General features: G+C 59.1%; 18 protein-coding genes and 2 rRNA genes. 17 read left to right on the top strand and 3 right to left on the bottom strand.

The features are described 5' to 3' along the window. The first annotated feature begins 39 nt into the window (after positions 1-39). The 6 genes from AC1ENN_RS06000 to AC1ENN_RS06025 all read left to right on the top strand — a co-directional run bounded on the left by AC1ENN_RS06000 (position 40) and on the right by AC1ENN_RS06025 (position 6,901). Positions 40-3,156, top strand: a 23S ribosomal RNA gene (locus AC1ENN_RS06000). A gap of 179 nt (positions 3,157-3,335) precedes the next feature. Continuing rightward, positions 3,336-3,452 (top strand): 5S ribosomal RNA (gene rrf / locus AC1ENN_RS06005). Positions 3,453-3,540: 88 nt separating this feature from the next. Then, positions 3,541-4,971, top strand: a complete 1,431-nt coding sequence (locus AC1ENN_RS06010; protein ID WP_480406854.1) for a hypothetical protein — start codon at positions 3,541-3,543, stop codon at positions 4,969-4,971. Next, a complete protein-coding gene (locus AC1ENN_RS06015; RefSeq protein WP_449648165.1) occupies positions 4,934-5,959 on the top strand; it encodes an HAD-IIA family hydrolase in 1,026 nt (341 codons plus the stop codon). The genes AC1ENN_RS06010 and AC1ENN_RS06015 overlap by 38 nt, the downstream gene beginning before the upstream one ends. A 2-nt stretch (positions 5,960-5,961) precedes the next feature. Next, positions 5,962-6,114, top strand: coding sequence for a hypothetical protein (locus AC1ENN_RS06020; protein WP_341952173.1), 153 nt, complete (start codon positions 5,962-5,964; stop codon positions 6,112-6,114). Beyond that, a complete protein-coding gene (locus tag AC1ENN_RS06025) occupies positions 6,107-6,901 on the top strand; it encodes a TlyA family RNA methyltransferase (protein ID WP_480406855.1) in 795 nt (264 codons plus the stop codon). Before AC1ENN_RS06020 ends, AC1ENN_RS06025 begins: the two co-directional genes overlap by 8 nt. 22 nt (positions 6,902-6,923) lie before the next feature. On the opposite strand, the gene AC1ENN_RS06030 is transcribed toward AC1ENN_RS06025, so the two are convergent. Genes AC1ENN_RS06030 through AC1ENN_RS06040 form a run of 3 tightly spaced genes read right to left on the bottom strand, consistent with a single transcriptional unit; the run spans position 6,924 to position 9,072 of the window. After that, positions 6,924-7,343, bottom strand: coding sequence for a DUF302 domain-containing protein (locus AC1ENN_RS06030; RefSeq protein WP_480406856.1), 420 nt, complete (start codon positions 7,341-7,343; stop codon positions 6,924-6,926). A 14-nt stretch (positions 7,344-7,357) separates the two neighbouring features. Continuing rightward, positions 7,358-8,821 (bottom strand): multicopper oxidase family protein, encoded by a 1,464-nt coding sequence (locus AC1ENN_RS06035; RefSeq protein WP_480406857.1) that lies wholly within the window; start codon positions 8,819-8,821, stop codon positions 7,358-7,360. Beyond that, the gene (locus tag AC1ENN_RS06040; protein WP_480406858.1) at positions 8,821-9,072 is read right to left on the bottom strand and encodes an SHOCT domain-containing protein; all 252 of its coding nucleotides are present in this window, start codon (positions 9,070-9,072) and stop codon (positions 8,821-8,823) included. Before AC1ENN_RS06040 ends, AC1ENN_RS06035 begins: the two co-directional genes overlap by 1 nt. Before the next feature lie 261 nt (positions 9,073-9,333). Between AC1ENN_RS06040 and AC1ENN_RS06045 the strand changes: the two genes are divergently transcribed. From AC1ENN_RS06045 to cmk, 11 genes are all read left to right on the top strand, one after another. Further along, complete coding sequence (locus AC1ENN_RS06045; RefSeq protein WP_449646463.1) at positions 9,334-10,278, top strand: NAD kinase; 945 nt, start codon at positions 9,334-9,336, stop codon at positions 10,276-10,278. Next, complete coding sequence (gene recN, locus AC1ENN_RS06050; RefSeq protein WP_480406859.1) at positions 10,275-11,981, top strand: DNA repair protein RecN; 1,707 nt, start codon at positions 10,275-10,277, stop codon at positions 11,979-11,981. The genes AC1ENN_RS06045 and recN overlap by 4 nt, the downstream gene beginning before the upstream one ends. Positions 11,982-12,077: 96 nt before the next feature. Then, positions 12,078-13,781, top strand: a complete 1,704-nt coding sequence (locus AC1ENN_RS06055; RefSeq protein ID WP_480406860.1) for a CTP synthase — start codon at positions 12,078-12,080, stop codon at positions 13,779-13,781. After that, on the top strand, positions 13,771-14,403 hold the full coding sequence (locus AC1ENN_RS06060; protein WP_480406861.1) for an NUDIX domain-containing protein: 633 nt from the start codon (positions 13,771-13,773) through the stop codon (positions 14,401-14,403). The genes AC1ENN_RS06055 and AC1ENN_RS06060 overlap by 11 nt, the downstream gene beginning before the upstream one ends. A 22-nt stretch (positions 14,404-14,425) precedes the next feature. Beyond that, complete coding sequence (locus AC1ENN_RS06065) at positions 14,426-15,361, top strand: site-specific tyrosine recombinase XerD (protein WP_449646467.1); 936 nt, start codon at positions 14,426-14,428, stop codon at positions 15,359-15,361. Between the two features lie 118 nt (positions 15,362-15,479). Beyond that, positions 15,480-16,367 carry a ParA family protein gene (locus AC1ENN_RS06070; protein WP_449646468.1) on the top strand — a complete coding sequence of 296 codons (888 nt, stop codon included), beginning with the start codon at positions 15,480-15,482 and terminating at the stop codon, positions 16,365-16,367. After that, positions 16,351-17,199 carry a segregation and condensation protein A gene (locus tag AC1ENN_RS06075; RefSeq protein ID WP_449646469.1) on the top strand — a complete coding sequence of 283 codons (849 nt, stop codon included), beginning with the start codon at positions 16,351-16,353 and terminating at the stop codon, positions 17,197-17,199. The genes AC1ENN_RS06070 and AC1ENN_RS06075 overlap by 17 nt, the downstream gene beginning before the upstream one ends. Further along, on the top strand, positions 17,189-17,782 hold the full coding sequence (scpB, locus tag AC1ENN_RS06080) for an SMC-Scp complex subunit ScpB (RefSeq protein ID WP_449646470.1): 594 nt from the start codon (positions 17,189-17,191) through the stop codon (positions 17,780-17,782). The genes AC1ENN_RS06075 and scpB overlap by 11 nt, the downstream gene beginning before the upstream one ends. Continuing rightward, a complete protein-coding gene (locus AC1ENN_RS06085) occupies positions 17,769-18,542 on the top strand; it encodes a pseudouridine synthase (RefSeq protein WP_449646471.1) in 774 nt (257 codons plus the stop codon). The genes scpB and AC1ENN_RS06085 overlap by 14 nt, the downstream gene beginning before the upstream one ends. After that, the gene (locus tag AC1ENN_RS06090) at positions 18,539-19,621 is read left to right on the top strand and encodes a prephenate dehydrogenase (protein WP_449646472.1); all 1,083 of its coding nucleotides are present in this window, start codon (positions 18,539-18,541) and stop codon (positions 19,619-19,621) included. Before AC1ENN_RS06085 ends, AC1ENN_RS06090 begins: the two co-directional genes overlap by 4 nt. Then, the gene (gene cmk, locus AC1ENN_RS06095) at positions 19,618-20,292 is read left to right on the top strand and encodes a (d)CMP kinase (protein WP_480406862.1); all 675 of its coding nucleotides are present in this window, start codon (positions 19,618-19,620) and stop codon (positions 20,290-20,292) included. The genes AC1ENN_RS06090 and cmk overlap by 4 nt, the downstream gene beginning before the upstream one ends. Position 20,293: the final 1 nt, after the last annotated feature.

A 20,293-nucleotide genomic window follows, 5' to 3' on the forward strand; every position in this document is an offset into this window, starting at 1 on the left:
GGCATTTAGGTGCCGCGATCGATTCTTATACTCATGTGATATCAATTTTCTAAGAGCAAACGGTGGATGCCTTGGCATCTGGAGCCGAAGAAGGACGTATAAATCTGCGATAAGCCTCGGGGAGCTGATAATAGAGCTGTGATCCGAGGATTTCCGAATGGGGAAACCCCGCTGGGCGTTGCAAGACGACTCAGTGACTCCCGCCTGAATATATAGGGCGGGTAGAGGGAACGTGGGGAAGTGAAACATCTCAGTACCCACAGGAAGAGAAAACAACCGTGATTCCGTTAGTAGTGGCGAGCGAAACCGGAAGAGGCCAAACCGATCATGTGTGATAGCCGGCAGGCGTTGCATGGTCGGGGTAGTGGGACTTTTCAGCTGTTACTGCCGTACAGCAAGAATTACAACGATATATAGACGAAGTGGATTGAAAGCCACGCCATAGAGGGTGCCAGCCCCTTAGTCGAAATGTGTCAATGGTTCGAAGAGTATCCCAAGTAGCACGGGGCCCGAGAAATCCCGTGTGAATCTGTCAGGACCACCTGATAAGCCTAAATACTTCCAGATGACCGATAGCGGACAAGTACCGTGAGGGAAAGGTGAAAAGTACCCCGGGAGGGGAGTGAAATAGTACCTGAAACCGTTTGCTTACAAACCGTTGGAGCAGCCTTAGTAGCTGTGACAGCGTGCCTTTTGAAGAATGAGCCTGCGAGTTAGTGATCAGTGGCGAGGTTAACCCGTGTGGGGCAGCCGTAGCGAAAGCGAGTCTTAATAGGGCGAAATAGTCGCTGGTTCTAGACCCGAAGCGAAGTGATCTATCCATGGCCAGGTTGAAGCGTGTGTAAGAGCACGTGGAGGACCGAACCCACTTCAGTTGAAAATGGAGGGGATGAGCTGTGGATAGGGGTGAAAGGCCAATCAAACTTCGTGATAGCTGGTTCTCTCCGAAATGCATTTAGGTGCAGCGTTGCGTGTTTCTTGCCGGAGGTAGAGCTACTGGATAGCTGATGGGCCCTAAAAGGTTACTGACGTTAGCCAAACTCCGAATGCCGGTAAGTGAGAGCGCAGCAGTGAGACGGTGGGGGATAAGCTTCATCGTCGAGAGGGTAACAGCCCAGACTACCAACTAAGGTCCCCAAGCGTGTGCTAAGTGGGAAAGGATGTGGAGTTGCACAGACAACCAGGAGGTTGGCTTAGAAGCAGCCACCCTTGAAAGAGTGCGTAATAGCTCACTGGTCAAGTGATTCCGCGCCGACAATGTAACGGGGCTCAAGCACACCACCGAAGTTGTAGATTTCGTATTATAGGTAAGCCTTCGTGGTTCAGCCGTACGGAGTGGTAGGAGAGCGTCGTGTGGGCAGTGAAGCGGCGGTGTAAACCAGCCGTGGAGCCTACACGAGTGAGAATGCAGGCATGAGTAGCGAAAGACGGGCGAGAAACCCGTCCTCCGAATGATCAAGGGTTCCAGGGCCAGGCTAATCCGCCCTGGGTAAGTCGGGACCTAAGGCGAGGCCGACAGGCGTAGTCGATGGACAACGGGTTGATATTCCCGTACTGACGAAGAACCGTCCCAACTAATCCAGTAATGCTAAGTATCTGAATCCCCTAGACCAATCCCTTCGGGGTGAGGCGTGGGGCCTAGCGTACGACCCTATTCTGGTGCGGTTAGCGTATTAACAGGTGTGACGCAGGAAGGTAGCTGAGCCGGGCGATGGTTGTCCCGGTCTAAGGATGTAGGGCGAACGATAGGCAAATCCGTCGTTCATTAAGCCTGAGACCCGATGGGTAGTCGTCAAGACGAAATCAGTGATCCTATGCTGCCAAGAAAAGCATCGACGCGAGGTTCAAGTTACCCGTACCCCAAACCGACTCAGGTGATCAGGTAGAGAATACTAAGGAGATCGAGAGAATCGTGGTTAAGGAACTCGGCAAAATGCCCCCGTAACTTCGGGATAAGGGGGGCCTAAGGCGTGAACGGATTTACTCCGGGAGCGCTGCAGGGCCGCAGAGACCAGTGGGAAGCGACTGTTTACTAAAAACACAGGTCCGTGCTAAGTCGCAAGACGATGTATACGGACTGACGCCTGCCCGGTGCTGGAAGGTTAAGAGGAACGGTTAGTCGTAAGGCGAAGCTGTGAATTTAAGCCCCAGTAAACGGCGGTGGTAACTATAACCATCCTAAGGTAGCGAAATTCCTTGTCGGGTAAGTTCCGACCTGCACGAATGGCGTAACGACTTCCCAGCTGTCTCAACCGCGAACTCGGCGAAATTGCACTACGAGTAAAGATGCTCGTTACGCGCAGAAGGACGGAAAGACCCCGTGACCTTTACTATAGCTTTGTATTGGTGTTCGGTGTGGCCTGTGTAGGATAGGTGGGAGACTGTGAAGCTTGGACGCTAGTTCAGGTGGAGTCATTGTTGAAATACCACTCTGGTCATATTGGATATCTAACTTCGAACCGTGATCCGGTTCAGGGACAGTGCATGGTGGGTAGTTTAACTGGGGCGGTTGCCTCCCAAAAAGTAACGGAGGCGCCCAAAGGTTCCCTCAACCTGGTTGGTAATCAGGTGTCGAGTGTAAGTGCACAAGGGAGCTTGACTGTGAGACTGACAAGTCGAGCAGGGACGAAAGTCGGGACTAGTGATCCGGCAGTGGCTTGTGGAAGCGCTGTCGCTCAACGGATAAAAGGTACCTCGGGGATAACAGGCTGATCTTGCCCAAGAGTCCATATCGACGGCATGGTTTGGCACCTCGATGTCGGCTCGTCGCATCCTGGGGCTGGAGTAGGTCCCAAGGGTTGGGCTGTTCGCCCATTAAAGCGGTACGCGAGCTGGGTTTAGAACGTCGTGAGACAGTTCGGTCCCTATCCTCTGCGCGCGCAGGAAATTTGAGAAGATCTATCCCTAGTACGAGAGGACCGGGATGGACGAACCTCTGGTGTGTCAGTTGTTCCGCCAGGAGCACCGCTGATTAGCTACGTTCGGAATGGATAACCGCTGAAAGCATCTAAGCGGGAAGCCAGCTTCAAGATGAGATTTCCATGGCTTAGGCCGAGAGACTCGCAGCTAGACTACTGCGTTGATAGGCTGGATGTGGAAGCAGGGACTAACGACCTGTGGAGCTGACCAGTACTAATAAGTCGATAAATTGATAACACCCCACCTCACTCGGCAGTCTTTGACTGTCGAATGGTGACTGAGAAGAATTCTCGCGTCCACTTTGTGGTTCCCGATTTACGGTCGGGAACTGCGCCCAGCACACACTGCTGAGCCCCACCCTAGGTGGAAGCTCTGTGATGTGAACTGGCCCAGACTGATACATAAATCAATAGTGTTTCGGCGGCCATAGCGAGAGGGAAACGCCCGGTTACATTCCGAACCCGGAAGCTAAGACTCTCTGCGCCGATGGTACTGCAAGGGGGACCTTGTGGGAGAGTAGGACACCGCCGGACTTCAATTGTGAAATGGCCACCACTGTGTTTAATAGACACAGCGGGTGGCCATTTTGCGTTAAGTTCCATCCAGATTCAGGAGCAAAAAGTGAGTGATTCGTCAGGTAACGATGGGCGTCGCGACAGCCGACCCCACGGAAACCGCTCTGGCGCGCCTCGATCTGGTGGTCGACCCACCGGTGGGCGACCAGGAGAGGGCCGTCCAAGCGATGGAAGACCTCGCCGCGACAACGCCGCAGGTGGACCAGCCCGCGGCAAGCCCGCATCCGGATCCGATCGTCCTTGGCGCGCAAAGCCCGAAGGCGACGACACCCGTCCACCCCGCTCCGGAGACCGCGAGGGTCGCCCCGCACGGTCAAACGACGACACCCGCCCACCCCGCTCCGGCGACCGCGACAGTCGGCCGCAACGGTCAGGTGACCGCGATAGCCGGCCACCTCGTTCTGGTGACCGCCCCGATCGTGGCGACCGTTCAGGTGGTCCCGAGCGCAGCGATCGCCCCGCACGACCCCCACGCAACGACGGCTCCGGTCGCCCGGAACGTGGAGGTCGTCCCGACCGCGGATCCGGACGCAGCGATGGGCCCCCCGAGAAGCGTCTTTGGACCAAAGGCGGCGCCCCCGCACGCGGAGACCACAACGCCAGCGAACGCGAGCCAGAAGAAGATCGCGATCCCTTCGGCATCCGCTCCGTTCGCGCATTCCACCAGGCGCCGGAAATTCCCGCGGGAATTACCCCAAAGATGCTTGATCGAATCGCATCCAATGAACTGAAGACTCTGAGCAAGGAAAACGCAGAAGGCGTAGCCCTGCACCTCGTCATGGTCTCGCAGCTCATCGAAAGTGATCCTGAGCTTGCGCACCAACACGCCATCTCTGCCGCTCGTCGAGCCGGCCGAATTGGTGTTGTGCGCGAAACCCTCGCAATCACCGCCTACGCAACAGAGGACTACGCCCTCGCGCTGCGCGAACTGCGCACCTACCGTCGCATCTCCGGTCGCGACGACCAACTACCGATGATGGTTGATAGCGAACGTGGCCTCGAACGCCCCGAACGTGCACTCGAGCTCGGACGATCCGTGCGCCGAAGCACCCTGTCGACCGGCGTGCAGGTAGAGCTCGCGATCGCCATGTCTGGTGCTCGGCTCGACCTCGGTCAAGCCGAAGAAGCCCTGACCGAACTGCAGATTCCGCAACTCGACCCGACTAAAGCGTTCAGCTATAGCCCAGCACTCTTTGGCGCCTACGGCACTGTGCTCGAAGAACTCGGTCGCGAAGAAGAAGCAGCGATCTGGTTTGATCGTGCAGATGTCGCAGCCGACGCGCTCAACGACGATGACGATGCAACCATCGAAGTCGTTGAAGAAGAATTTGAGTACGAAATCGACGAAGTCACGTCTGAGGTCGACACTGCACCCGCCGCGGCATCCGAGACAGAAACTGAGAATGCTGATGAGCCTCTGGACGTCACTGACGAGACTGATGGGAACGAAGGCGAAAGTGGCGAGCGTGTCGACTAAGACACCGCTCACTGGAATTTCCCTAGTTCTTGCCGACCTCGACGGTGTTGTTTACCGGGGCGCTAATGCTATTCCTCATGCCGTCGACAGCATCAACGCGATAGAGGGCGCCCAGGTCGCCTATATCACCAACAATGCTTCGCGCACCGACGCATCCGTCGCCACTCATCTGAGCGAACTCGGATTGCGGGTCGAGGCGAACGACGTCGTCACGTCGCCCCAAGCGGCGATGACTCTTCTGCGCGAGTTGGTGCCAGCTGGTTCAACCGTCATGGTGGTGGGGGGAGACGGACTCACGAGCGAGCTCGAGAAGTCTGGCTTCGTCGTCACACGCTCCGCCGAAGACTCGCCAGCCGCAGTCGTTCAGGGCTTTGCGCCCGATGTGGCGTGGACACACCTTGCAGAAGCAGCGTTCGCTCTCAAAGGTGGCGACGACGGCATCCCGTGGGTTGCCACAAACACCGATTGGACCATTCCCCAAGCGCGCGGAACAGCACCAGGAAACGGCACCCTCGTTTCTGCCGTGCACACCGCGGTTGGCAGGCTGCCCATCGTTGCCGGAAAGCCAGAAGTCGCAATTTTCGAAGAAGCGTTCCGACGTTACGAGTCCCGCAAAGCACTCATGATCGGCGACCGCCTCGACACCGACATTCTCGGTGCCAACAACTCAGGCATCCCGTCTCTGCTCGTCTTGACCGGTATCGATCAAGCCAAGCAAGTACTCGCAGCAATCCCCGAAGAGCGTCCAACGATGATCGTTGACGACCTGCGGGGGCTTCATGAGCCGTATCCAGAAACCGTAATTACGCACGACGGCGCCGCCGTAGTGACGACAGTGGGAACGGCGACAGTGCGCCTCGAAGCACAGCGCCTCACCGTGACAGCGGCCGGAACATCCATTGACCGGCTTCGAGCAGGAGCTGCAGCAATCTGGAATTCCGGGAGCGCCATCTACGCCCTTGAGGTTCCGGCGGAGCTATATTCGTGAGTATGAGCGATGAATCACCCGTCGACGGATTGATGTCACGACTGAGCCTGATCGAAGATCAACCGCTCGAGTCGAGGGCTGCAGCGTTCACGCAAATTCACGATGAACTGCAACAACAACTTGAGGGCAGGGACTCGTTCCCGCGTCATGGCTAGCACCCGGCTCGATGCTGCTCTGGCCGCGCGTGGTCTCGCCCGATCACGCACGCACGCCGCAAAACTGATCGCAGACAACCTCGTGACAGTGCAGGGCATTGCGGTGCCGAAAGCCTCGACACCGGTGACCGATGACCACGTTATCGAGGTTGCCGAGACCGATCACTATGTGAGCCGTGCCGCCCACAAGTTGGTTGCCGCGCTTGAGGCGTTCGGTATTGACGCCACAGACAGGCTCGCCCTCGATGTTGGCGCATCCACTGGCGGATTCACGCAAGTGCTACTCGAACGCGGGGCTCGCGAAGTAATCGCCCTTGACGTTGGGCATGGCCAACTCGTCGACCTGATTCGTTCGGATGCCCGAGTGCGGGTCATCGAACGCGAAAATGCTCGCTATCTCACTGCAGAGTCGCTTGCGGCGTTGAGCGGGACATCCGAAACTCCCACACTGGTGGTTTCTGATCTCTCGTTTATCTCATTGCGTACCGTAATTCCGGCGCTGCATGCGTCGGTGGGGGATGCCGCAGACTACGTTTTGCTCGTCAAGCCGCAATTCGAGGTTGGTCGCACCAATATTCGCGAGGGCATTGTGCACGGCTCTGCTTTGCGTGACGAAGCAATCATGGGCGTGCTGTGGGCTGCTTGGGATGTGGGACTCGGCACGGCGGGCGTCGTCTCCTCCCCAATCGCCGGAAACGCAGGAAACCGTGAGTATCTTGTCTGGTTGAGCGCCCCGAACGGCAGCAACCCGACAGAGTGGATAACGCGGGTTGCTGCCATCGCCTGAGCGGTAAGGGGCTCGAGTCCGGCTACTGGCTGCTGGCGGCCTCGATAGCTGCCAGAGCGGCACGAAGTCGTTCATCTGCTTGATCAGCAACCGCTTGTACTGCTGGCACAGAGCTGAGTTGGACCATGGTTTGCGGGTTGATCGCTTGAACCGTAGTCGACTGGGCAGACTCGCTTCGTCGGATGACGACGTTGCAGGGCAGTAGCAGGCCCATGTTGGGGTCGGCGGCGAGTGCTTGCTCGGCAAGGGCCGGGTTGCACGCGCCCAAGATCAAATAGTCGCCGACCGCAGCTGCACTCTCGGCGCCAAGCTTTGTGGTGAAGGTCGCTCGGATGTCGATTTCGGTGAGGACGCCGAACCCTTGGTTCGCTAGTTCTTGCTTCGTCGCGGCGATTGCTTCCTCGTAGGGCAATGAAACTGTGATCGTGTGCGCATAGTTCATGGTTATCTCCGTTGCTAGTTCGCGGTGATGATTCCCATCATCCCGTTGTCTTCGTGGTCGAGTATGTGGCAGTGGTAGACGGTTTTTCCGCTGAAGTCCTCGAACGCGATCCGCACGCGCGTAGTGCTTCGGGCAGGAATGTTTACGACGTCTTGCCACATGATCGAGTCGACGGGTTGCCCGTCTTGTTCGATGACTTGCATGGGCCAGACGTGCAGGTGCAGCGGATGATCGAGAGTGCTGGTATTGGTTAGCAACCATTCCTCGACGCTGTCGAATTGGACAGTGGTGTCGACGCGGGCGGCATCAAATTCGCGGCCGTTGATCGTGGGCGACATCATGCCTGCTCCCATCCCGCCGCCCATTCCCATTGCAAACACCAGCTCGCGTTTTGCGGTTGTGGTAGCAATGCGGAGGTCACGCTGGGCAGGTTGGCTGGGGAGAGCAGGCTGGCCGGCGATGGCATCCCCGGCCACGCTGAAGCTGGCCAGTGTGATGTCTTCAGCGGCAGGCGATCCGCCTCCCATCATCATTCCGCCGTTTGATCCGCGATCGTATCTCAGGGTTCGTAGTCTGGACATGCCAGCGCTGCCCGTGACGATGAGGTCGGCTCGGTTGCCCGGGGCCAGCACGATTTCGTCGACTTCCCGAGGCGATTCAAAGCGCCCAGAGTCGATGCCGAGCAGAGTCAATTGCTGTCCGTCGAGGCGAAGTCGCAAGTAGCGGGAGACGCTGGCGTTGACGATGCGCCACCGCTCGCGTTCACCGGGGCGGGCGGTCATGTCTGGAGTGAGTTGTCCGTTAACAAGCACGAGATCTCCCTCCCGCCCAGACATCTCTTCCCTCGGCGACGCCGCTGGAATATTTCCCGTTGAGCTGATGGTGATGTCGGAGATGACGAGGAGGCGTTCTCGGTCAGCGGGGATCGGTTCGGGGTCTTCGACGATGATGGCGCCGTAGAGCCCGCCGAACACTTGCTCCGCGACGAAACCGTGAAGGTGCGGGTGATACCAGTACACGCCGGGAGGATGGTCGGCTGGCAACGTGTACTGGTAATCGAATGATTCGCCTGCTGCGACCGTGACGAACACGTTGTCGCTGTTGCCGTTCGGGGAGACATGGAGCCCGTGCACGTGCAGATTGCTGGGGTCGGCTAAGCCATTTTTCAGGCTCACAGCGAGGGTGTCTCCCGCGCGAACGCGCAGGGTGGGACCTGGCAGGACACCGTTGTAGCTCAGTGCGTTCACGTCGCGGCCAGCAATGCTCACTCGCTGGGGCGACGACGTGAGGTCCAGAGTGAGCGCGCCGTCTCTGCTGCGCAACTCGACGGGCTCTGTAAAGGTGTTGCCGGATTCTGTTCCCGACGATGAGTTAGATGAGGGGCCCTGATTGAAAAAGACACCGGTAGCGCCCACCGCGACACTGGCGATCCCGACTCCGCCGAGGATCAGCGCGTTACGTCGGCTGATTTCGGACATTACGGGGACTCGTTGAGCACTCGAAGGTGTTCTCGGTATTGTTCCGCGGTGAGCTCCCCGCGAGCGAAACGTTCTTCGAGGATTCGTTTGGCGCCAGAGGCATCAGAGTGCCTCGGATTCTCAGGTGTTCCCTCGCTGCTGGACTTGCTCGACGCTAAACGAACAATGACATAGATGAGCAGGGCGACGCCGGCAAGTGCCAGCAGCCCGTATCCCCAAGCCCATCCCATATTTCCGTAGCCCCACATCATCAGATTTGGTTCCTTTCGCTTGGGATTGTGCCGTGCGGGCCACGATACCCCCGGTGGTATACAGGAGGCTGTGTGCCAACCGATTCGGCACCAGGACGAAAATTGCCCGCTGGCGCGAGCAATATCCCCAGAATCGTGTGCAACGCGCACTTGTCGGTGGGAATCGGACAGAATGGTTAACGCAGATCTCCGCCATTGCTTTGGGCGGGGTTTGAGTCAGCGCGACACGAGTCGTCAATCACTACCAACGAGAGGTGCACGGTGCAGTCCGAGAACTCTCACGCTTCCGATCGCCACATCCTAGTTATTGCTCACACCGGTCGAGCTGAGTCATTGACGGCCGCGATCTCTGTGTGCCATCAACTCATCACCGCAGGCATCGTGCCCGTATTGGCGCCCGATAGCTACGAAACTATTCTTCAAGCTGAACCAGATCTCTCTCCGATATCTCGCCTCGGCAACGAAGTCGAAACGGGCGAACTTGAGCTCGTCATCGTGCTCGGTGGTGATGGCACGATTCTGCGTGCGGCTGAACTGACCCGTGGCTGCAGTGCGCCGCTACTCGGTGTTAATCTCGGTCACGTCGGATTCCTGGCAGAGAGCGAGCGCGAAGAGCTCACTTCCACTGTGGAGCGTGCTCTGGCGCGCGACTACCTCGTTGAAGAGCGCATGACGCTCTCTGTGCGGGTGAAGGTTGACTCCGAAGTCGTCTACGAAACGTGGGCGCTCAACGAAGCAACGGTAGAAAAAGCCAGCCGAGAGCGGATGCTCGAAGTCGTCATCGAGGTTGACGGCCGACCCCTCTCATCCTTTGGTTGCGACGGCGTCGTCATGTCGACCCCCACCGGCTCAACCGCATACTCCTTCTCGGCCGGCGGACCCATCGTCTGGCCAAGTCTTGACGCCATCCTGCTTGTTCCCCTCAGCGCCCACGCTCTTTTTGCCCGACCGATTGTTGTTGGCCCAGATTCTGCGCTTGCCGTCGAGGTGATGGATCGCAACATGGGGACCGGTGTTCTCTGGTGTGATGGCCGCCGTGCCCACGATCTTCCCCGCGGCGCTCGAGTTGTCGTTCGCCGGTCACCCGTTCCCGTGCGCCTCGCGCGCCTCGCACAGGGGCCGTTCACCGATCGACTCGTAGAGAAATTCAACCTGCCCGTATACGGATGGCGTGGCCCAGCTTCGGAGGAGGGACCCCAGTCGTGATCGAAGAGATCTCCATTCGCGATCTCGGAGTGATCGCATCAGCACGTCTCCCACTCGGCCCCGGATTTACCGCGCTCACAGGTGAAACCGGTGCGGGCAAAACCATGGTGGTCACAGCCCTTGGGCTTCTGTTGGGGGAGCGCGCCGATGCGGCAGCGATCCGAGCGGACAGCGACCAAGCATCCGTTGAAGGGCGCTGGGTCATTGACCCGAAGTCTGCCGTTGCCGAGCGAGTACGCGATGCCGGTGGTGATCTTGATGATGGCGAATTGCTGCTCGTGCGCACCGTGTCACGTGAGGGTCGCAGTCGTGCGGTTGTTGGCGGTCGCAGTGCTCCTGTCGGGGTGCTGACGGAGCTTGGTGACCAGCTTGTTGTTGTGCACGGGCAATCCGATCAGATTCGTCTCAAGTCAGCTACGGCTCAGCGCAACGCGCTCGATCGTTTCGCTGGAGCCGAATTGGCAACCGTGCTTGAGCAGTACCAAACCGACTTCCGCCGCTGGCAGTCTGCCCAGGGCGAACTCGATGTGCTCGTAGCCGAAGGCGATCTGCGCAGTCGGGAAGCCGAAGAACTACGCGTGGCCATTGATGAGATCGAGGCTGCTGACGTTCGCCGCGGTGAAGATGTTGAACTCACCGAGCGTGCCGATCGACTCGCCAACCTTGAAGGCCTCCGTCTCGCAGCCGAAGGCGCCCACGCGGTCTTGTCGGCGGATGCCGCAGACGAGAGCTCCGATGTGGTTGCCCAGCTTGCCGCGGCCTATCGAGGGCTTGAGCGTGTTGCTGAGCATGACGCCCAACTCGGGTCGATCGCGGAAGCCCTTGCCGCGGCATCCATCACTCTCGGTGAAATCGCGACCGATCTTGCCAGCTATCTTGCGGGCCTCGATTCAGATGGCAGCCGCGAACTTGAACAGGTAGAAGAACGACGCAGCCAACTTGCCGCTCTCGTACGCAAACACGGAAGCAACCTCGACGATGTTGTCGACGTGCTCGATACTGGCAGTCAGCGACTACTGGAACTCGACAACGATTCCACTCGCATTGATACGCTCCGTGCTCAAGTGGAAGCTGATCAGGCCGAACTCATCGCCCTCGCAGCGAACGTCAGCGACGTGCGTACAAGCAGTGCACAGCGACTCTCCGCCGAAGTCACCAGCGAACTTGCGCAACTCGCCATGGCTAATGCCGAGATCGTCGTCACCGTTGAAGATCGCAGCGACTACTCGCTGAGCGGAAAAGACGAAGTGTCGATACTGCTTCGCCCACACCCCGGAGCGCCACCGCGCCCGCTCGGCAAAGGCGCATCCGGGGGAGAGCTCTCCCGCGTCATGCTTGCCATCGAAGTTGTCATTGCCGGCAACGACCCCGTGCCCACCTTCATCTTTGACGAAGTGGATGCCGGAGTCGGCGGTGCAGCCGCCATCGAAATCGGAAAACGTCTAGCCCAGCTGAGCCGCACCGCTCAAGTGATCGTTGTCACCCACCTTGCCCAGGTTGCCGCGTTTGCCGACAACCACCTCAGCGTCATCAAGGGCGACGATGGCTCAGTCACGGCATCCAGCGTTCACAAGCTCGAAGGAGAGGCGCGAATCGCCGAAATGGCGCGACTGCTCTCCGGCCTTCCCGACTCCGAATCGGGGCTCGCCCACGCTCGCGAACTCATCAACACCGCGCACGAACTTGAGAAGGCAAATCGCTAACGCAGAGCCACTTTTGTGTCGCGAGCCTGTTAAGCCGATAACGAAACGCCCCAACAGCGCAACTTAAACGCCAGTCGTGAGATACGATGGAACCCCGTGGTGGACAATAAAAACGCGGTCGTAACAAAGCACATCTTCGTCACCGGAGGAGTCGTCTCTTCTCTCGGTAAAGGCCTCACGGCGGCGAGTCTCGGAAACCTGCTGACAGCACGCGGGCTCCGCGTCGTCATGCAGAAGCTGGATCCCTATCTGAACGTGGATCCCGGCACCATGAACCCCTTCCAACACGGTGAAGTCTTCGTCACCGATGATGGTGCCGAAACCGACCTCGACATTGGACACTACGAGCGCTTCCTCGACATCAAGCTCAACCAAGCAGCGAACGTCACTACCGGACAGATCTACTCCGAAGTGATCGCCAAAGAACGTCGCGGCGAATATCTGGGCGACACCGTGCAGGTGATTCCGCACATCACCGACGAAATCAAGCGCCGTATGCGCCTGCAGGCCGCCGGCCCGTTCGACGATGAAAACCCCCAGCCTGACGTCATCATCACCGAAATTGGTGGAACCGTCGGCGACATCGAAAGCCTCCCGTTCATCGAATCTGCTCGGCAGGTGCGCCACGAACTCGGGCGCAAGAACGTATTCTTCGTGCACGTTTCACTCGTGCCGTTCATGGCCGCCTCTGGCGAGCAGAAGACCAAACCGACCCAACACTCCGTCGCAGCCCTGCGCTCGATCGGTATCCAGCCCGACGCGCTCGTTCTGCGCAGTGACCGCCCCGTCTCCGAGTCCAACAAGCGCAAGATCGCGCTCATGTGTGACGTTGAAGAAGACGCCGTCGTCAACGCCACCGACGCCTCCAGCATCTACGACATCCCCGAAATGTTGCACAGCCAAGGACTCGACGCCTACATCATCAATCAGCTCGGCCTCGACGAAGCTAAGTCAGTGAACTGGGATGGCTGGAACGAGCTTCTTGAAGCAGTGCACAACCCCAAGCACGAAGCCACCATCGGTCTTGTCGGCAAATACATCGACCTGCCTGACGCGTACCTCTCGGTCACCGAAGCACTGCGTGCCGGTGGTTTCGCGAACAATGCGAAGGTCAACATTCGTTGGGTTCCTTCCGACGAATGTGAAACTCCAGAAGGCGCAGCCAAGAACCTCTCCGACCTTGACGGCATTGTCGTGCCAGGTGGATTCGGCGTTCGCGGCATCGAAGGCAAGCTCGGAGCGCTCAAATTCGTTCGCGAGAACGGCATCCCCACTCTCGGGATTTGCCTCGGGCTGCAGTGCATGGTCATTGAATACGCTCGCGACATGGCCGGCCTCGAAGGTGCATCCTCGACCGAGTTTGACGCCGACAGCAAGTACCCGGTTATCGCGACCATGGCCGAACAGGTCGACATCATTGCCGGGGGAGACATGGGCGGCACGATGCGCCTCGGTCTCTACAACGCCAACCTTGAGCCGGGCTCGATCGTAGAAGAAATCTACGGCGCACCGACCGCGGCTGAGCGTCACCGTCACCGCTACGAAGTCAACAACGAATACCGCCAGCAGATTGCGGATGCCGGACTCACGTTCTCCGGAATCTCACCAGACCGCACCCTCGTCGAATTTGTTGAGCTGCCGCGCGAAGTTCACCCCTACTACGTGGGAACTCAGGCACACCCCGAGCTCCTATCTCGCCCCAACCGCGCCCACCCGCTATTCCGCGGACTGGTTGCCGCAGCGATCGAGCGTCAAAAAGCAAACCGCCTCTTTGAGGTGACTGAGCAGGATGATGCATAACGAACTCAGCGACGACCGCGTCACCCCACACCTGCTCAACACTGAAACAGTGTTCAGTGGTCACGTGTGGAACGTTGACCGCGAACGTTTTGAGTTAGAGGGATCAGAAATTACCCGCGAGTTTGTCAATCACACGGGTGCTGTTGCGGTGCTGGCTCTGGATGAGCGTGACCGGGTCCTCCTGATCAAGCAATACCGGCATCCGGTGCGCCTTCGCGATTGGGAACTGCCAGCGGGATTGCTCGACGTTGAGAACGAGTCGCCGCTGGTTGCCGCTCAGCGCGAGTTCGCTGAAGAGACCGATTTGCAGGCTGAATCGTGGCACGTGCTCAGTGAAATGCTGACCTCGCCGGGCGGAAGCAATGAAGCGGTGCGCATCTACCTTGCGCGCGGTGTGAGCGCAACGGGCGAGACCTTTGACCGTTTTGCCGAAGAAGCGGGCATCGAAATGCGCTGGGTTCCTCTCGAGGATGCGGTTGATGCGGTGCTTGACCGTCGCATCCAGAACTCGATTCTGTGCATGGGACTGCTTGCGGCCCAGATCGGACGCGACCGCGGCTGGAACACCCTCGGTGCTGCCGATGAGCCCTGGCCGCGGCATCCGCGAAACTACGACGAGTAATTCACGCGAGTAGTTGAATCAGATGAGTGAGTCGGTGCGCGCTGGAGCGGGAAACCGGATCGCGGTCGCCTCGGAGCGCTATCTGCGGCACCTGGCGATCGAACGTGGACTCTCGGCCAACACCCTGGCCGCTTATCGTCGCGACCTCGAGTCGTACCTCGCCTTCCTCGACGAACGCGACATTGTTTCGCCAGACGCCATCACCGCGGATGACGTGACGGCGTTTGCGCACAGCCTGCGTGCCGATCCCGAGCGCCCACTCGCGGCATCCTCGGTTGCCCGGATGCTGTCGACGGTGCGCGGCATCCACACGTTCTTCATCGATGAATCGTTGGCGACTGTCGATGTTGCCCACGCGGTGGCGATTCCGAAGCAGTCGATGCGATTGCCGAAGGCAATCACAATCGAGCAGATGGCGAGTGTGCTGGCGGCGTTCGAGGGCGATGACGTGATTTCTCTGCGCAATACGGCACTGCTTGAGCTGCTCTATGCCACGGGAGCGCGCGTCTCCGAGGTAGTGTCGCTCAATGTTGACGACATGATCGATGGTGACATTGTGCGACTGTTGGGCAAGGGTAATAAGCAACGGATTGTTCCGGTTGGCAGCTTTGCCCGCGACGCGATTCAGCAATATCTGGTGCGGGCGCGGCCGACGCTCTCGCTGAAGGGTCCGTCGACGCCGGCGTTGTTTATGGGCGCGCGCGGGGCCCGGCTTTCGCGCCAAAACGTGTGGTTGATCATCCAAGCTGCCGCCGAGCGGGTCGAACTCGGTATCGATATTTCGCCGCACACTTTCCGTCACTCTTTCGCTACTCATTTGCTTTCCGGTGGTGCCGATGTGCGAGTCGTGCAAGAACTGCTCGGGCACTCTTCGGTGGCGACGACGCAGATCTACACGATGGTGACGGCGGACACTCTGCGCGATATGTACACGACGGCGCATCCGCGAGCTCGCTAGAGGACTCGTTTGGCCTGCGTGTCGCGCGTCCAAACCTTCAACCTTTGGTAGAGGCGACCCTGCTGTGTCCGCGCGTGGGAGCGCAGGCTGTGACGGATGCGCGACGTAAACTTTTGGCATGACAGCACCGCGTGTTACCCAGTCGGGGCTGGCAGGGTTGGATGTTCAGGCAATGGGCCCAACCGGCCGGCCGATCACTCACTTTCCCGAGCCACCTCCTCTCACGGGCCACGGCCCGGCGCGCATCATTTCGCTGTGCAACCAAAAGGGTGGCGTAGGCAAGACCACCACCACGATCAATCTGGGCGCATCTTTCGCCGAATACGGCCGACGGGTGCTCGCGGTCGATTTCGACCCCCAGGGGGCCCTCTCAGCAGGTCTCGGTGTGCCAACGCACGACGTTCCCACCATCTATGACCTGCTGCTCGGCACGATCAAGAACCCCGCAGAAGCGATCGTGCACACGAACGTGCCCGGTCTCGACGTCATCCCGGCAAACATTGACCTGTCTGCCGCAGAAGTGCACCTCGTCAATGAGGTTGCGCGCGAGACGATTTTGGCGCGCGTACTGCGCAAGGTTAGCGATCAGTACGACGTGATCCTGATCGACTGCCAGCCATCGCTTGGCCTGCTCACCGTCAACGCCTTGACCGCAGCTCATGGTGTTCTGATTCCGCTCGAGTGCGAGTTCTTCGCGTTGCGTGGTGTCGCCCTTCTCGTGGAGACAATCGAAAAGGTTCAGGACCGGTTGAACCCCGCGATCAAGCTCGACGGAATCTTGGCAACCATGTTTGATGCCCGCACGCTGCACTCGCGTGAAGTGCTCGAGCGCGTTGTCGAAAACTTCGGTGACGATGTCTTGGAGACCGTGATCGGTCGCACCGTGAAGTTCCCGGATGCGAGCGTGGCTGGCGCACCCATCACGACCTTTGCACCAGAACACTCTGCGGCGCACTCCTACCGCCAGGTGGCGCGAGAGTTGATCGCCCGTGGCGCCGTCGCCTAGCGACGTGGAAGAGTCCCAGTCGCCCGCCCCGGGTTTCTCGGTCTCGCTTAGCAACTTCAACGGGCCATTCGACCTGCTACTTTCGCTGATCTCGAAGCACGAACTCGACATCACCGAAGTCTCGCTGTCACGAATCACCGACGAGTTCATCGCCTACCTGCGCCACTTCGAATCCGAGGGCGATGGCACGGGTGACGGAATCGATGAGCTCGATCAAGCGAGCGAGTTTCTTGTGGTGGCGGCGACCCTGCTCGACCTGAAAGTCGCTGGCCTCCTGCCGCAGGGTGAACTGGTGGATGCCGAGGATGTGGCGCTGCTCGAAGCCCGCGACATGCTGTTCGCCCGTCTGTTGCAGTACCGGGCGTTTAAGCAGGCAAGTGATTGGTTCTCTGGCCACTTCGATGCCGAGTCAACGCGCACCGTGCGGTCAGTTCGACTCGAAGAGAAGTTTCGTACGCAAACTCCCGAGCTTGTGTGGACGCTCAGCCTCGATGACTTTGCTGCCTTGGCGACGCTGGCATTCACCCCGCGGGAGATCCCGAGCGTCGGCCTCGACCATTTGCATGCACCGCTCATCAGCATCCGCGAACAGGCAGCTCACGTCGTTGCGCTGCTGAGGTCGGGGGAGTCGATGACATTTCGGCAACTCATCGCCGGTGCAGAGCTAAAAGGCGTGATTGTTGCGCGATTCTTGGCCGTATTGGAGCTGTATCGCGGCGCAAATGTGTCGTTTGAGCAGATCGAGCCGCTGGGTGAGCTGACCGTGCGCTGGACAGCGCAGCACTGGTCAGACGATAGCCTCGCTAATCTGGGAGCTGACTATGGAAACTAATACTGCGACAGAAGAACTCGAGGCCGGCCCCGTTGTCGACCTTGCTCGAGGACTCGAAGCGATCTTCATGGTTGCTGACGAACCCCAGAGTCTCGTCAGTCTTGCCACAGCGCTCAATGCCCCCGTTGCGGAAATCCGCAAGACCATCACGGCGCTGTGTGCCGATTTCGATGGTGATGGCGAAGGCCCACGCCGTGGCTTTGAGCTGCGCGAAGTCGGTGGCGGCTGGCGTATTTATGTGCGCGCAGACTACGACGCAGCAGTGCGAGACTTTGTCTATACGCAAAACCCCTCACGGTTGAGCCAGGCTGCACTCGAAACCTTGGCTGTCATTGCCTACAAGCAACCAATTAGCAGGGGAGCGGTCGCAGCAGTGCGTGCCGTTAATGTCGACTCTGTTGTGCGCACGCTGCTCGGCCGGGGACTTATTACGGAGGCGTTTACCGACAACGAGACGGGCGCCATCCATTACGAAACAACGGAGCTAATGCTCGTGCAATTGGGAATCAATTCCATTGCCGAGTTACCTCCGATCTCGCCGCTTTTATCTGATGGTTCGGACGGTTTTGATGAACAACGCTAATGGCGCAAGCCCCAGCAATCCCGAAGGCGAACGCCTTCAAAAAGTAATGGCCGCTGCCGGTGTGGCATCGCGTCGCGTTTCAGAAGATTTGATCTACCAGGGTCGTGTCGCGGTTAACGGCAAGGTCGTCGAAGAGGCTGGTCGTCGGGTGCGACCGACCGACCGCGTGACTGTTGACGGCACCGCCATCCAGCTCGACACCACCAAGCGCTACGTGATGCTCAACAAGCCTGTTGGCGTTGTTAGCTCAATGGCGGATGAGAATGGTCGCCCCGACCTTCGCCAGTTCACGGGCAACTATGACGAGCGACTCTTCAACGTTGGCCGTCTTGACGCTCAAACGTCTGGCCTCATCATCTTGACCAATGATGGCGAACTCGCGCACGTTCTCGCGCATCCTTCCTTTGGCGTAATGAAGACCTACATCGCCAAGGTGGAGGGCACGGTGACCGCGCAGACCATCGCACAGCTCACTAAGGGCATCGAACTTGAGGATGGCTTCATTGCGGCAGACAAGGCGCGGGCGCTCGGCCGAGCATCCGGCGACCAGACAATGGTGGAACTCACTCTTCACTCGGGGCGAAACCGCATTGTTCGTCGGATGTTGGATGCCGTCGGTCACCCCGTGATTGAACTTGTGCGGCGCCAGTTTGGCCCGCTCAACCTGGGCAGCCTCGGAATCGGCCGCACCCGCAACCTAACGAAAGTGGAGTTGGGCGCGGTGCTGACGATCGCCCGTGACGCCGAGGAACAGTCGTGAATCTAGGCCGCATCACAGGGCAAGTTCGCATCGTTGGTGCGGGTTTGCTCGGTGCGAGTATTGGGCTCGGATTGCGGGCCAAGGGTGTTGACGTGATTGTTCACGATGCTTCCCGCAGCACTTTATCGCTCGCGATCGATTACGGCGCTGGTCGTGCACCGCAACCTGACGATGCACCAACGCTGGTCATTGTTGCGGTTCCGCCCGATGTCACCGCCGAGGTTGTTGCGCGCGAACTTGCGGCGTGGCCGCGAGCATCCGTGACGGATGTTGCGAGTGTGAAGGTCGGTGTACTCGAGGAGCTCATTGCTCTTGGTGTCGATCTCGATCGTTACGTTGGTTCGCATCCCCTTGCTGGACGCGAACGTGGCGGTGCGAGTGCTGCTCGCGCTGACCTCTTCATCGGTCGGCCGTGGGTTGTTGGCAGGGGAGAGCCCTTCCGTCGTCGCGCGGTGGAAGATGTGGTCATCGAGCTGGGGGCGGTTCCGATTGCGATGTCTGCTGCCGAGCATGACGACGCAGTGGCTCTGATCTCGCACGTTCCCCAAGTGGTGGCAAGTTTGCTTGCGCACCGGTTGGCCGGAGCATCCGACGCCGCTGTTGGGCTTGCCGGTCAAGGACTGCGCGACACCACCCGCATCGCGTCGAGCGCCCCCGAGCTGTGGGTGCAGATTTTGGCCGCAAACGCGGGACCGGTCGCACACATCTTGCGGGAACTTCAGGCCGAACTTGGTGTTGCGATTGATGCGCTGGAGACCCCCGATGCACCTGGCGCACGCCGCGCCATCGCCGAAGTGCTCGCCGGAGGAAACACGGGAGTCGCCCGGATCCCCGGAAAGCACGGAACACGCAAGCACTTCAGCCAACTTGTCGTGATGGTTGATGACAAGCCGGGAGAGCTCGCACGGCTGCTCACCGAAATCGGCGAAGCCCAGGTGAACATGGAAGACTTGCGTCTTGAGCACTCACCGGGCGCCCAATTCGGTCTCGCCGAAATCTCGGTACTGCCCGAAAAAGAAGCCCTACTTATTAGCGAGCTCGAAGCTCGTGGTTGGAAGATTGCAGAGACTTTAGCGTGAACACAGACCCATCGTTCGTTGTCGTGGCCGTCGATGGGCCTGCAGGCAGCGGCAAATCGAGTGTGTCGAAAGCAACCGCTCGCGAACTCGGCTTCGACTACCTCGACACGGGGGCTGCCTATCGTGGATTTGCCCTGCACTGCCTCGACCGTGGTGTTGACACCCTCGGGCCCAGCGATGTTATCGATACGCTTCCCCGCTTCGAGTACTTCATCGGGATTGACCCAGACAACTACTTTGTGAAGGTCGACTCGGAGATCGTGACCAACGACATCCGCGAACCTCGCATTACTGGTGTTGTGTCGAATATTGCCCGCATTCCCGAAGTGCGCGAATACATGGTTGAGCTGTTCCGCAGCATTATCGCGAGCAGTGAAAAACCCGGCATTGTGGTCGAGGGGCGAGACATCACGACGGTCGTTGCCCCCGACGCTCAGGCGCGAATTCTGCTAACTGCTAGTGAAGAAGCTAGGATGGGAAGACGTGCGGCCGAACTCTCCGGAGAATCGAGCGCGACAACGGCGCAACAACTCAGTTATCGAGATGCGCAGGACTCCAAAGTCGTGGACTTCATGAACGCCGTAGAAGGAGTCATCACCATTGACTCCACCAATCTTGACTTCGATCAGACCGTGACGGCCGTCGCGAGTTTCGTTCGCTCCAGCATGTAAC

The sequence above is a fragment of the Rhodoglobus sp. G.S.23 genome, assembly GCF_056675935.1.